The following is an 11,701-nucleotide window of genomic DNA, read 5'->3' as shown; positions in this document are numbered from 1 at the left end:
CCCTCACTCCACCATCTTGAGGAATATCTCCTCAAGGCTCGGCTCTTTGACCTGCATGGTGAGAATCTTAGCCCCCTGTGTGGCAACGAAATCGTGAACCTCCTCCCTGATGTCGTCCGGCGCAACTATGCGGTACTTTTTCTCCCCCAGCGGCGTGACCTTCCACCCGACTCCAGTAAAGTCAACTGGAACGTTTGTCTCTAAAACTATCGTGTACCCAGCCTTCCTGAGGAATTCCTTCTTGATGCCCTCAAGGTTGCCCTCAACGCGGAGCTTGCCTTTGACTATTACGCCAACGGTGTCGCATATCTCCTCAACGTGCGCCAGAATGTGGCTTGAGAAGAAGACCGTCCTCCCGGCCTTTTTCTGCTCCCTGATGATGTCCTTGAACTCCGCTATTCCAGTCGGGTCGAGGCCCGTCATCGGCTCGTCGAGGATGAGCAGTTCGGGGTCGTTGATGAGCGCCTGGGCGAGCAGGAGACGCTGGCGCATACCCTTCGAGAACTTGCCGACCTTTCTGTCCCGTTCCTCCCACAGGTTGACCAGTTCAAGAAGCTCCCTGACCTGCTTCTCCCGTTCGGCCTTCGGGATTCCGAAGGCGTCGGCGATTATCTCAAGGGTCTGGATGGGGGTCATGAAGTCCCACAGGGTGGCATGCTCTGGCATGTAGCCTATTCTCCTCTTGGCCTCAACGAGGTTGTTCTCGTCGAATTTCCCGTCCCTGAAGACCTCAAGGTCGAAGAGCTGAACCCTACCAGCCTGAGGAAAGATCAGACCGAGGGTGCTGAGGATGGTGGTGCTCTTTCCGGCGCCGTTGGGGCCTAGGAAGCCGTATATCTGGCCGGGCCTGACCTCAAGGCTCAGGCCGTCAAGGGCACGAACGTCTCCGTAAACCTTGACCAGATTCTCGATTCGTATCATAGCCATCACCTCAGATCCATGCGGAGGAAGCGGTAAAAGGCCAGGGCGAGGTAGACGAGGGTGAGTCCAAAGAGTATGCCCAGGTTAACGGGGTTCTTCAGTATGGCACCCCCTATTCCCACGTATTCTACCTGCGGGTTCTCTATGTCTCCAGTAACCTTTGTGGCATCGCTGACTATGACGTCTATCTGGGTAGTTGGAACGTAGAAGAGATATCTGGTCTTGTACTCCTTGCTTTTCTCCTGGTACGCCTCCCAGTCGGGGTGGTCGCTTATTATGGTATCCTTGGCGGCCATAAACTGAACTATGGCGGGCATTATCATGAAGACCACGAACACTATCACAAGGGCAACACCGAGTGCGGTACTGGAAGACTTCACGGTGGTGGAGATTATGTAGCCCAGCGCTATAAGCTGGATCATTGCCAGGAGCAGCAGACCGTTAAGCAGGAGAGAGTCGGTGACGAGCTGACTCCCCATTGGGGCGCCCAGCCACGCCAGGCCGACTATTCCCACGAGGGTCGTCAGAAGGAGCGCCATCAGCACAACCACCGTGTGGGCAAGGAACTTGCCGCCGATGTAGCCCAGCCGCTTTATCGGCTTGCTCATGGCAACGCGCAGCGTTCCCTTCTCTATCTCGCTGTTTATCGCGGTGGCCCCCATCAGAAGGGCGAGTATGGCGATGAAAAAGCCGCCCAGCCCGTTGATGTTGCCTATGAGAACCGAAACGGCCTGCTGAACGGTTTCTATTTCCGTTCCAGAGGCCTTCTGGAAGTAGAACCCAGGTATGTACAGAAGCATCATGACACCCAGGATAACCCAGAGCTTCTTGGTTCGAAGGCTCTGCTTAAACTCAAGCTGAAACCCCCAAAGCATAGATGTACCCCCCATTGCAGTATTGGAGTAAACTACTCCCGATTAAAATTAACGCAAGAAGTATAAAAATTTTGTCAATCGAGTTGAAGCATCCCATCCTAGCACCAATCGGAGTCCCGATAGATTAAGCACACGAGGTCTTCTTTCTCCAGGGGATAGCCCGAGTGAAGATTAAATGAAGCCGCGAATCATTGGGAAACTTAGAGGGAAGCCAGCTTCAAAACGTCCTCCCATTTTGGACAGTGCTCCCTCACTCTTCTCAGGACCTCCTTATTCCCCCCTAGGACAGGCCAGAGTATAGAGTCTATGTGCAGTGGTGGGATACCCGTCTCTTCCGCAATCTTGTTCCAGAAGCTCACCGGCGGCTCGTTCGTGAATCTCTTTGTATAGGCGTTTATCCTCACGTCATCTGGTATCTCGATGGCCATTGGATACGGCACGAACTTCCCAAAGGCTATCCTGCCCGCGTAGCCAAACATCTTAACCGCGAAGACTATCGTCTTGGCGCTTCTCTTTGAGCCGAGGCCCTTTGAAAGCTCGTCACGAAGGCATTCCATGCCGTTGAAGTAGTAGTCCCTCAGGTCACGTAGGGAGAGCGAATCGAGAAAAGGTTCGAGCCTCTCCAGCCTCCTCACCTTCCCGGCGACCAGCCTTCTGTTGGTCCTCGAATTCGGCAGAAAATCGGCATAGGCTTCGGCTATGCTTCCTGCTGGTGGGTTCTCGGAAAAGTGCTCGGAGAACTCCCACCACCACCTTTCGCCCTTCGCCGTCAGCTGATAGCTCACAATGGAATTCGCTATGACCAGCTTGATGAAGAGCTCATCGTCCCCAAGGTTCGCATGGAGGTTTTTGAGGGCATCGAACTGGAGGTCAACCCTCTCCTCGATGGTTCTGGCGCAGTCGATGCCGAGCTCGCTTAAAATCTCCATGAGGATCCTCACTTTTTCCTCGTCGGCCCGGTATCTTACCTTGATGAACCTATCGAGCGTCAAGCTAACCACCCACAGATTTTATCAGCCTCTCCAGGAACGCGCTCTCCCCAATTATCTCCGCCCCGGTATTGTTCGGAAGGCCGAGCTCAACCTTCGCCCTTATCCCGTGCTCACGCAGGAAGTCATGTGCCTCTGCTCTGAGTCCCCCAAACTCCTCCCTTCTGATCAGCCCGTAAACGGTCGGCCCCCAGCTGCTCTGGCCACAACCGTAGGTTTTCTCCGCCAGGAAGTCGAGTATTAGTTTAACGTCCCCCCTGAACTCCCCACCCTGGTACGGCTCAAAGTGCTTTCCCACGAGCCTCTGTATCGCGGAGAGGTGCTCACCGAAGGTTCTCACGTCCTGCTCCTTCAAGGCAGGAAGAAGGCCGAGCAGTATTCTGTGGCTTATCTCCATGGCGACGTCGGCCCTTCCAACGACACCAGCCATAACGGGCTTTTCCTCCTCCTCGTCGAGGCCGGGCTTGAGCTCGGGAATAACCAGCAGAAAAGCCCACCCCTCCGGGAAGTCCTCGCGGAATATCAGTGGTGGGATGCCGTTTTTAACGCCGCCGTCTATGACGAATCCGCCGTATGCGAAGGAGTAGATTCCGGCACCACCGTTCCTTCCCCTTCCAAGAACCTTGGCCAGCTCTTCAACAGAGACGTTCAGGTTGTTAAGCCGGGCTATTCCCATCGCGACCGCCAGGCTGAGCTGAGTCGTGGAGCCGAGACCAACGTGCCGGGGGATGGCCTTCCTGACCTCGACGATGTAGTTGACTCCGGTTTCGTAGGCGGAGTTCATCCTCTTTATGGCGAACTCGATGGTTTTTCTGTCTTCCCCATCTGCAATCACTTCCATGGCCTCGCCCTCGACGATTCTGACCTCATAGCCACCTTCAAGGGCAACGCCAAGGCTTCCAAAGCGTCTCCCAAAGGTGGCCGATGGATCGATGAGACCCAGATGAAGCCTCCTCGGAGTGCGGATTAGCATGAACGTCACCGGGGAGAGTTGGGGTTATCGATTTTTAACGGTTGGCAAAACTTTTAAGTATCTCCAATATTACACCCCACGGTGATAATATGGGGGAAGGCGATGACGCAATTGGGATTGCCCTGTACATCCTCACGATATTCACTGGACTGATTGGGATACTAACTATAGCGCCCCTCGTGACCGAGTTGTATCTCTTCCACGTCCTCGACAGGCTCAAGGCGAAGGTAACCGACGAGGCGGTTCTGGCCGGCTTCAGCGCGGTCAACGGCCTCCTCGCGGTCGCTGTGCATTCCAACGACCCGAATGTCGACCCGTTTCTGCCCACCCTCATAGCCACGCTAACCTTTTTATTCATGGCCATTAAGCTCGAGCTTGGTGTGAACCATGAAGTTCGCGGGAGTTGACCTAGGTGAGCCGAGGATAATGGGCGTCATCAACGTTTCGCCTGAGAGCTTCTACAAGGGGAGCGTCAGGGACGGCGAGGAGAAACTCATCGAGACCGCCGTAAAGATGGTTGAGGAAGGAGCATCTTTCATAGACATCGGCGCCAAATCGACGGCCCCCTACCTAGAGACCCAGATTCCAGTCGAGGAGGAGATAAGGCGGGCAGTATGGGCGATTAAAACCATCCGCGACCACGTGGACGTGCCGATAAGCATAGACACGACGAGTGCCAGGGTCGCGGAGGAGGCCTTGAAGGCAGGGGCAGACATTATAAACGACGTCACAGGTCTGAAGGGCGACCCCAGGATGGCGCAGGTCGCGGCTGAATATACCGCTCCCGTGATAGTCTGCGCCCACGGGGAGGTTAGGAACCTCAGCGACCCGATTCACACAGTGGTGGACCTCCTGCAGGAGAGCCTCGTCATAGCCGAGAGACACGGTATCGAGGAGATAGCCACAGACCCGGCGATAGGCTTCCTCCGTCCGGAATGGCCGCCCTGGTACGAGTGGGACTCAAATGTTCTGGCGAACCTCAACATGCTCAAAATCTTCGGACGGCCCATCCTCATAGGAGTCTCCAGGAAGTCGTTCATAGGGGCGATAACCAGTAGAAAAGACCCCACGGAGAGGCTCCCGGGGAGCCTTGCCGCCACGGCGGTGGCCGTCTTCAACGGAGCCAACATAATCCGGACACACGACGTCAGGGAAACACTCGATGCCGTTAAGATGGCGGCGTTCATGAGGAAGTTTAGGCCATAGCCGCTTCTTTCGTCTTCTTCCATTCCTCAACCAGGGTTCCGAGGAGTGACAGGGCAACGGGGCCGATTATCAGGCCGACGAAGCCGAAGGCTATGTAACCCCCGAAGATTCCAACAAGGCTTATCAGCGCGTTTACCCCTGTCTCCCTCTCGCCCAGGCGGGACCTGAGGATGTAGTCCGGCATCGGGGATACGAAAACCGCACCGTAGAGTGCAAAGACGACCGCCGCGGCAGTCCCTCCGATGCCGAAGAGATAGGCCGCCCCGGCCAGCCAGACTATCCATCCCCCGAGGACGGGGAGGAGCTCAAAGATTATCGTGAAGATACCGGCCGCTATCGCCCCGCCGGCGTCGGCTATAGCGAAAAGATAGAAGCCTACCGCTATGGCCGCGCCCTTGAGTATGCTCAGGGCGAGCCATCCGCGGAGAAGGCTGTGAAGGGTCCTTCCAGCACTGTTCAGGAGTTTAAGGGCCAGTTCCCTGTTGTCCTGCGGAAGGAGAGCATGAACTTCCTCCCGTATTGTCTCGGTGTTCACGAGGATCCCGTAGAACGCGAAGACCATCACGATGGCCTGAAGGGAGAGCTTGGGAAGGGAGTAGGTGTAGCCGAGAACGTACTCCTCAAAGCGCGTGGGAATATCCTCCGCGAGGCGCTGGATGAGCTCGTAGATTGCGGGGGGAAGGTGGAAGCCAAGCAGCCACCTGAAAAAGGCATCCATGTAGTACGCCAGGGACTGCTTGACGTCGTTTATCCAGAGGGCAAAGCCGATCATGAAGAGAAACGTCAGGATCGTGAGGATACCTGTCATGATGAAGGCCGAAACACGCTTTCCGGTTTTCCTGGAGAGGCGCTCGTGGAAAGGATAGAGGATGTAAGCCAGGGTTATCGCGAGTATGAGGGGAGAAAGGATAGGGCTAACCGTCTCCCAGACGAGGTAGAGAACTACGAGTGATATCGCGATCCAGACTGCGGCTTCAAGCTCCATCCAGCATCCCCAGATATTTCAGTATGAGCTCCCTCGCAGCGGGCTTGTTGAAGACGATTATGTATCCCTCGCCGAGTATAAAGTTCTTCCCCAGGGCTAATAAACCTTTCCTGAGCCTGTGAACCTCGGCCTTTTCGAAGTCTATGGCACCTTTAACCTCCCCTGGCGCATCGATCTCCTCGAGAGCCTTTTCGAGGCGATTGAGAACGCTGCGGTTGAGGAACTTGATGGGGCTCGGCCGGAACTCCCCGGTAACTATCTCGGAGGGTTCCATGTGGATGCCCCAGAACTCCTTGGCACACTCGAAGGGATAGACGTAGTCCTCCCCATAATCGGGGAGGTAAAGCTCCCTTATCACTGCAAGGAGAAGCTTTCTGGCGTCCCTTCCGTAGAACTCCACCTCGAGGTTGAACTTCTCATCCCGGAATCCGTTTTCAAATACCTCGAGCTTCTCCTCACAGAGCATTCCAATCACCTCAGCCTGTCTTCAGGTAAGCGCTCACGTAGCGCGGATCAAGCAGGAGGGCCGTGCTTCCGAAGATACCAAAATCCGAAGGAGAGTCCCCGCTGTATATGACCACGCGCGGGTTGGTGACGTTTAGCTCCTCTGAGAGGATGCTCAGGGCACGGTCGATGTCGCCGGTTTCGTCCACGAGGGAGCCGGTCACGTTCATGGCGAACCAGGTCTGGCCGGTTGCATACTTCCTGGTCTCGTTGAGCGGCATGTTCCTCCCGCTACTCACCGCCTGGAGGAATGCCTGGAAATATGTGTCAATGCTCTCCGCTATCATCTCGCGCTCCTCCTCGCTCAGGTCGCGCCACTCCGCGCCGGTGTCCTTATAGGGCCCGGTCTTGAAGACATCGACCTTGATGCCGTTCATCTCGTAGTTCTTCTGGAGGTTGTAGTGGACGTAGATGACGCCGATACTGCCCACCTCCGCGAGGGGATCCGCTATTATCTTCTCGGCGCCTGCGGCGATGTAGTACCCACCCGATGCCGCCATGCCACCGGTGTAGGCGACCACGGGTTTAATGAGGTTGAGCTTCCGAACCGTGGCGTAGATGTCCCTCACAGGCCCCACGTATCCACCCGGACTCTCTATCCAGAGAACAACGCCTCCGATTGAGTCGTTCCGGGCAATGTCCCTTAGAAGGGGTACGATTCTGAGGGCGGTGTACTCATCAATCAGGCCGAATATCGGGACGACGGCTATCGTCGTGTTGTCTTCGGGCATGTTCCTCTCCCTGAGCTGGGCCCGCATGAAGTCCAGCTGCCTCTGGAGCTCCTCTATCTGGAGCCTGTAAGCCGTTTCGTTGCACGTCGCGTTCAGTGAGGTCTCCACAACTACCGGGGAGACGTTCGAAGGGGTGTAAGATTTCAGCTCCGAGTTCTGCATGTAGAGCAGCACCACCGCCACGCTTGAGGCGGCGAGCAGGAGTATGAGAACTGCGGATATGTACTTCCAGATGTTTTCCCTCATCCACTCACCCGGAAGATGTTCCGCCTGGAACTTTTAAACCCTGTCCCTCGGTAAGCTTTTATATCCAGCGGCACACTCTCTTGTAGGTGGTAGCATGGAGATAGGAATTACGGTCTATCCGCATTTCGTCACGAAGGACAAGACCCTCGCGTCGGTGCTCGCGGACGTCAAGATAAAGAACTACGACTTCGTCTCGATATTCCCACACACGCTCGGCCTCATAAAGAACGGCGTCGTTGTTGAGAAAAAGCTCAAAAACATCGAGACGACCCTGAGGGGCGTCGGAATCGACTACATCGTCAGGATGCCCACCTCCGTTAATCTGCGCGACCACATCTACTACACCCGTCACTTCCGCGTTGCAAGGGCTATAGCGGACGTCGCGATAAAGCTGGGCGCCAAGGTTATCGTCATGCAGAGCGGAAGGACCGGAAGACTCGACCTCGAAATAGAGGCCCTCCAGCAGCTTGCGGACATGGTGGGCCCGTTCGGGATAAAGATAGCCCTCGAGAACACGTTCAGCGTCAAGGACACGCTCTACGTTGTCGAGAACGTGGACAGGAAGAACGTCGGCTTCGCCCTCGACGTCGCCCACGCCTTTCTCAGCGCCCAGGGTGACGCGGACAAGCTGCTCGAGGACGTAAAGCTGGGAACAGACAAAACCGTAATCCTCATGATACACGACAACTTCGGAAAGCTCTTCCCGCAGGTTGAGCCCGAGGATGCCCTCGCCTACGGTGTCGGCGACCTTCACCTTCTCCCCGGCGAGGGAAGCATACCCTTTGGAAAGGTTCTCAAGCTGTTTGGCGACGTCCCCCTGCTCCTGAAGGTGAAGGACCCCGAGAAGTTCATGAAGGTCCCGACGAAGCAGGGATTGATAGAGCTTCTGACGAGCTTATAACCCCAACCTCTCCCCTATCACCTTGAAAACCTCCGCGAAGGCCCTCCCTATCGATTCCTTTCTTCTTGAGAAGTGCGTAACGTCCTCGGTGAAGTTCTCCCTCAAAATCTCGACAGCTTCCTCCACAGTTATCTTGCCCTCGAGCCACGCGTAGGCGAAGATTGCCTCGGCTATGTCGCCCTTACCATGCTTGTCGGTCCTCGGCGGAACCACGTGCCTCAGCCCGGCCAGCTCGAGGGCTATCGTGAGCGACGCGTTCGGAACCCTCTCACCGGTGGGTCTGTCCAGATACTCGCTCAAAGCGAGCGAGAAGACGAAGTTCACCAGCGAGTCGCCGAGCTTCGCAAGCCCCTTGTCGGTGAAGTTTCTCTCGTACCTCAAGCTCTCACCCCAGACTTCTCCGAGAGCCAGGCTTTAAGGTTTTTGAGGTACGGCAGGGTGCTCCCCAGGAGGAGGGCATACAGCAGGATACTCAGAACCAGAGAATAGGCGACGTAGGGAACATCGCCCCAGACCCCAATCGTGAAGTGGCCCATAAACCTGACAACGGCCCAGTTGGGGTTCCGCAGGTGGACGTGAAACCAGAACTCGCTCGGCTGGAGGATAGGCCATATCCCGATGTAAAAGGCGGTGAAGAGTGAGATCAGCCTGACATTCCCCCGGGTGTTGAAGGCGACGAGGATCAAAAACGAGACCAGGGGAAGGAGGTACTGGGGATTAACGCGCCAGTAGGAAGCGGTAAAGGTGGCGTAGGCAAGCGAGGCGGAAACTACCGGGTTTCTTTCAAAGGAATGCCTCACAAGGGTGAGGAAGAGAAGGATACCTGCCGGGACGTACCAGTGCTCGATAAAAATCAGCGTCTCAACCCCATGAGCCTCGTGAAAGTACGTGAGCAGGCTGACGAAGCCGTTCATGCTGTACGATAACGGAAGGGGATACCCGACTTCAATTCCCCGCATCAGCCGGGGAAGCGTGCGCAGGCTCGACGGACAGAGGAGTAGCATGGGAAGAAACGGCACGGCGGCCCCCGCAAAGAGAAGTGCGGCTTTTTTGAGACCCCCAACTCCTCCCAGGAGGTATTCCCATAGGGAAACGACGGCAGGGAACAGGAGGGTGTGTTTGATCGCCAGAGAAAGGCCCTGGAAAGCGGGCGAGATGTTTTCCCTGTTCCGCAGATGGAGTCCGAGGAGGAAAACTGCCAGGGGGACGGCATCGAACATGCCGTAAACCGCAGAGACGTGGATCACCATGGGGTTTAGATAGTAGAGGGCGCTTCCAACGACGCTCTCCCACGTTCCCCTCTCCCTGAGGAGGGCGTAGATGAGAAGAGCGACCGCAGTATCGGCGGCTATGAACACCAGCTTAACGGCGAATGCCCAGGTGGGGTCCACGTAGACGTGGTAAACGCCGCCGCTCCAGAATGCCTCGACCGAACCACCCACCAGCAACCTGATCACTGCAAGGAGATACGCCAGGACGGGCCCGTAAACATAGGGCCATGGGTACGGCCAGCCTTTGCCGGAGTAGCCGATCCAATCGGCATATGCGTAGAAACAAGCCTTCTTTTCAAGCATAGTCCCGGCAAAGCCGTAGAACTGGGCAAGGTCGCTTCCCGCCGAATAGGGCGCAAGGGCAAGCCGGACTGTGAGACCGACCAGTAGGATGAGGGCAAGGGCTCGCTCAGGGTGCCTCAAGATTCCACCCCTCGAAATGTATCTATTTCAACTGGAAGTTAGAAGAGTTCCAAATTTAAGGGTTTCGGAAATCGCCGCGTGGAATACATCAAAGGAGAAAAGGAAACTCACTCGCCTATAGCGGCCTTCCAGGCATCCAGAACCGCTCTGGCCCTGTCGAACACCTTCTGTGCGGCCTCCTCAAGGGCCTTCTCGGGGGTAACCTTGCCGTCGGTGACGATTCTGAACTTGGGCTTTCTCGCCATGAGAACCGGGTGCTCGATGGTGTAGCCCGCGAAGGTCACGTGCTTGTTCTCGTGGAGCACCTCGTTGAGCAGGTTGGCGAAGGTGTGGTCTTCACCCTCAAGGTAGAACTCAAGGACGTTTTCCTCACGCTTGATGACCTCAATCTTCATTTTCCTCACCCTTCAAGTGGTTAATCAGCATCTCCAGCGCTTGCTCCTTGTTCTTCACCAGTTCGTATTTAAACTTATCCTCCTTCCACTCGGCGAGACCGAGCTCCACCAGGAGGTCGATAACGTCCTCCGGTTCAAGGTCGTAGGCAACGGCGGCGGGCAGGACGACCTCCCTTATCTGCCGCGTTGTCTGGAGGGCAATGTCTGACAGATATCCACCAAGGGTTCCGGTCAGGGAGACCAGCTCCTCCCATGGCATGGACGTTACCAGCTCCCCCTCCCTCACTTCAACGGTTTCGCCCAGGAGCTCGAGGGTCTTTACGAGGATGGGGGTTGAGACACTAGCCCCTGCCTCTCTGAAGAGGTCGTCTATGGTGTACCTGTAGAGACCGCGTTTGTCGGGGTAGAGCTTGGCCCTGACGCGGTTGTGTATCTCCCTTATCCTGCGGATGGCCTCTCGGATGTCCTCCTTCGTCCCCTGGACGTTTATCTTCAGGTCGTTCAGCTTGCCGTGGACGTATATGAACGCTGGCAGGCGAAGGCGCTGAAGCTCCCGCATGAACTCCTCCTTCTCCCTGTCGTCGCGGACGTGGATGGTTATTACCTTCTTAGCCCTCGCCATGCTCACACCCTCATCTTCCTGTAAAGGGTGGAAAGCTTCCTCGTCTCGACGCTTCCGCAGCGCGGGCAGATGAGTTTGTCGCCGCGCCTCACCAGGGGGGTCCTGCAGCGGGAGCAGAGGGCATAGACCACACCGAGGTCCGGCCCTTTTGTGGAGAGCTGTATGGGACTCTTCTCATTCGCTATGACCCTGGCCCTCACGATGTCGCCGACCTTGAACTCCGTGGACATGCCCTCAACGTAACCGTCCCTGACCTGGGATATATGGATTCCGGCGAGCTTCGAGGTGGCTATCTCCCTGTCATCCTCTCTTCCTTCGATTTTAATGAGCTGGACTATCGCCGCCTGCGGCTTGACCTCTATGACGTTCGCTATGACCACGTCGCCCACCTGCGGCAGGGGCGGGGTGTCGGTGACAGGTTCAACGCTGATTTCCATCCGGTCCTGGTCGATTACAACCTTCCCCGCCCTCACGGCGTAGAGCTCGCCGTTCTCTTCCTTAACACCTTCCCCTGGGAAGTACTCCTCGATGACGCCGAGGTAGTCACCGGGAAGAACGATATCACCGCTTTTTGCGCCATTCTTTTCGTCCATTCTTCCACCTCCATGAAAGTTGCAGTCCGGATTTTTTAAGCCTTTGCCATGCGGGAGGATTTATAA

General features: G+C 56.2%; 15 protein-coding genes. 3 read left to right on the top strand and 12 right to left on the bottom strand.

From position 1 onward, the window contains the following. Positions 1 to 3: 3 nt before the first annotated feature. The 4 genes from TIRI35C_RS03800 to TIRI35C_RS03785 form a co-directional block, all read right to left on the bottom strand. Complete coding sequence (locus tag TIRI35C_RS03800) at positions 4 to 921, bottom strand: ABC transporter ATP-binding protein (protein WP_188202999.1); 918 nt, start codon at positions 919 to 921, stop codon at positions 4 to 6. A gap of 5 nt (positions 922 to 926) precedes the next feature. Next, positions 927 to 1,796: an ABC transporter permease subunit gene (locus tag TIRI35C_RS03795; protein WP_188201792.1), complete on the bottom strand. Its 870-nt coding sequence runs from the start codon at positions 1,794 to 1,796 to the stop codon at positions 927 to 929. A 200-nt stretch (positions 1,797 to 1,996) separates the two neighbouring features. Next, positions 1,997 to 2,788, bottom strand: a complete 792-nt coding sequence (locus tag TIRI35C_RS03790) for an N-glycosylase/DNA lyase (protein WP_188201791.1) — start codon at positions 2,786 to 2,788, stop codon at positions 1,997 to 1,999. Position 2,789: 1 nt separating this feature from the next. Continuing rightward, entirely contained in the window at positions 2,790 to 3,758 is a 969-nt protein-coding gene (locus tag TIRI35C_RS03785) for a beta-ribofuranosylaminobenzene 5'-phosphate synthase family protein (RefSeq protein WP_188202998.1), read from the bottom strand. A gap of 89 nt (positions 3,759 to 3,847) precedes the next feature. Here TIRI35C_RS03785 and TIRI35C_RS03780 point away from each other — a divergent pair, with 89 nt between their 5' ends. Beyond that, positions 3,848 to 4,165, top strand: coding sequence for a hypothetical protein (locus TIRI35C_RS03780; protein WP_188201790.1), 318 nt, complete (start codon positions 3,848 to 3,850; stop codon positions 4,163 to 4,165). After that, entirely contained in the window at positions 4,146 to 4,964 is an 819-nt protein-coding gene (gene folP / locus TIRI35C_RS03775; RefSeq protein ID WP_188201789.1) for a dihydropteroate synthase, read from the top strand. The genes TIRI35C_RS03780 and folP overlap by 20 nt, the downstream gene beginning before the upstream one ends. Here the strand turns inward: folP and TIRI35C_RS03770 are convergent. The 3 genes from TIRI35C_RS03770 to sppA are packed head-to-tail and all read right to left on the bottom strand — an operon-like array spanning position 4,954 to position 7,430. Further along, entirely contained in the window at positions 4,954 to 5,949 is a 996-nt protein-coding gene (locus TIRI35C_RS03770) for an AI-2E family transporter (RefSeq protein WP_188201788.1), read from the bottom strand. The two genes, folP and TIRI35C_RS03770, sit on opposite strands and share 11 nt — an antisense overlap. After that, positions 5,939 to 6,415 carry a PH1570 family protein gene (locus TIRI35C_RS03765; RefSeq protein ID WP_188201787.1) on the bottom strand — a complete coding sequence of 159 codons (477 nt, stop codon included), beginning with the start codon at positions 6,413 to 6,415 and terminating at the stop codon, positions 5,939 to 5,941. The genes TIRI35C_RS03770 and TIRI35C_RS03765 overlap by 11 nt, the downstream gene beginning before the upstream one ends. A gap of 10 nt (positions 6,416 to 6,425) precedes the next feature. Beyond that, the gene (gene sppA / locus TIRI35C_RS03760; protein ID WP_188201786.1) at positions 6,426 to 7,430 is read right to left on the bottom strand and encodes a signal peptide peptidase SppA; all 1,005 of its coding nucleotides are present in this window, start codon (positions 7,428 to 7,430) and stop codon (positions 6,426 to 6,428) included. A gap of 94 nt (positions 7,431 to 7,524) precedes the next feature. Between sppA and TIRI35C_RS03755 the strand changes: the two genes are divergently transcribed. After that, positions 7,525 to 8,331 carry a sugar phosphate isomerase/epimerase family protein gene (locus TIRI35C_RS03755; RefSeq protein ID WP_188201785.1) on the top strand — a complete coding sequence of 269 codons (807 nt, stop codon included), beginning with the start codon at positions 7,525 to 7,527 and terminating at the stop codon, positions 8,329 to 8,331. On the opposite strand, the gene TIRI35C_RS03750 is transcribed toward TIRI35C_RS03755, so the two are convergent. The 5 genes from TIRI35C_RS03750 to TIRI35C_RS03730 all read right to left on the bottom strand — a co-directional run bounded on the left by TIRI35C_RS03750 (position 8,326) and on the right by TIRI35C_RS03730 (position 11,635). Further along, positions 8,326 to 8,712 carry a ribonuclease III family protein gene (locus tag TIRI35C_RS03750; RefSeq protein WP_188201784.1) on the bottom strand — a complete coding sequence of 129 codons (387 nt, stop codon included), beginning with the start codon at positions 8,710 to 8,712 and terminating at the stop codon, positions 8,326 to 8,328. The two genes, TIRI35C_RS03755 and TIRI35C_RS03750, sit on opposite strands and share 6 nt — an antisense overlap. Beyond that, positions 8,709 to 10,025, bottom strand: a complete 1,317-nt coding sequence (locus TIRI35C_RS03745) for a hypothetical protein (protein WP_188201783.1) — start codon at positions 10,023 to 10,025, stop codon at positions 8,709 to 8,711. Before TIRI35C_RS03745 ends, TIRI35C_RS03750 begins: the two co-directional genes overlap by 4 nt. A gap of 107 nt (positions 10,026 to 10,132) precedes the next feature. Next, the gene (locus TIRI35C_RS03740; RefSeq protein WP_139680419.1) at positions 10,133 to 10,420 is read right to left on the bottom strand and encodes a DNA-directed RNA polymerase subunit L; all 288 of its coding nucleotides are present in this window, start codon (positions 10,418 to 10,420) and stop codon (positions 10,133 to 10,135) included. After that, positions 10,410 to 11,042 (bottom strand): DUF2067 family protein, encoded by a 633-nt coding sequence (locus TIRI35C_RS03735; protein WP_188201782.1) that lies wholly within the window; start codon positions 11,040 to 11,042, stop codon positions 10,410 to 10,412. Before TIRI35C_RS03735 ends, TIRI35C_RS03740 begins: the two co-directional genes overlap by 11 nt. Before the next feature lie 2 nt (positions 11,043 to 11,044). Continuing rightward, entirely contained in the window at positions 11,045 to 11,635 is a 591-nt protein-coding gene (locus tag TIRI35C_RS03730) for an exosome complex RNA-binding protein Csl4 (protein WP_188201781.1), read from the bottom strand. Positions 11,636 to 11,701 lie beyond the last annotated feature (66 nt).

The sequence above is a fragment of the Thermococcus camini genome (assembly GCF_904067545.1).
Taxonomy (GTDB): Archaea; Methanobacteriota_B; Thermococci; order Thermococcales; family Thermococcaceae; genus Thermococcus; species Thermococcus camini.
This window is presented reverse-complemented; position numbering and strand designations above follow the sequence as displayed.

Excerpts from the sequence above, each read along its gene's own strand:
- TIRI35C_RS03800 (WP_188202999.1), bottom strand. The coding sequence starts at position 921 with ATGATACGAATCGAGAATCTGGTCAAGGTTTACGGAGACGTTCGTGCC.
- TIRI35C_RS03795 (WP_188201792.1), bottom strand. The coding sequence starts at position 1,796 with ATGCTTTGGGGGTTTCAGCTTGAGTTTAAGCAGAGCCTTCGAACCAAG.
- TIRI35C_RS03785 (WP_188202998.1), bottom strand. The coding sequence starts at position 3,758 with ATGCTAATCCGCACTCCGAGGAGGCTTCATCTGGGTCTCATCGATCCA.
- TIRI35C_RS03780 (WP_188201790.1), top strand. The coding sequence starts at position 3,848 with ATGGGGGAAGGCGATGACGCAATTGGGATTGCCCTGTACATCCTCACG.
- folP (WP_188201789.1), top strand. The coding sequence starts at position 4,146 with ATGAAGTTCGCGGGAGTTGACCTAGGTGAGCCGAGGATAATGGGCGTC.
- TIRI35C_RS03770 (WP_188201788.1), bottom strand. The coding sequence starts at position 5,949 with ATGGAGCTTGAAGCCGCAGTCTGGATCGCGATATCACTCGTAGTTCTC.
- TIRI35C_RS03765 (WP_188201787.1), bottom strand. The coding sequence starts at position 6,415 with ATGCTCTGTGAGGAGAAGCTCGAGGTATTTGAAAACGGATTCCGGGAT.
- sppA (WP_188201786.1), bottom strand. The coding sequence starts at position 7,430 with ATGAGGGAAAACATCTGGAAGTACATATCCGCAGTTCTCATACTCCTG.
- TIRI35C_RS03755 (WP_188201785.1), top strand. The coding sequence starts at position 7,525 with ATGGAGATAGGAATTACGGTCTATCCGCATTTCGTCACGAAGGACAAG.
- TIRI35C_RS03740 (WP_139680419.1), bottom strand. The coding sequence starts at position 10,420 with ATGAAGATTGAGGTCATCAAGCGTGAGGAAAACGTCCTTGAGTTCTAC.
- TIRI35C_RS03735 (WP_188201782.1), bottom strand. The coding sequence starts at position 11,042 with ATGGCGAGGGCTAAGAAGGTAATAACCATCCACGTCCGCGACGACAGG.
- TIRI35C_RS03730 (WP_188201781.1), bottom strand. The coding sequence starts at position 11,635 with ATGGACGAAAAGAATGGCGCAAAAAGCGGTGATATCGTTCTTCCCGGT.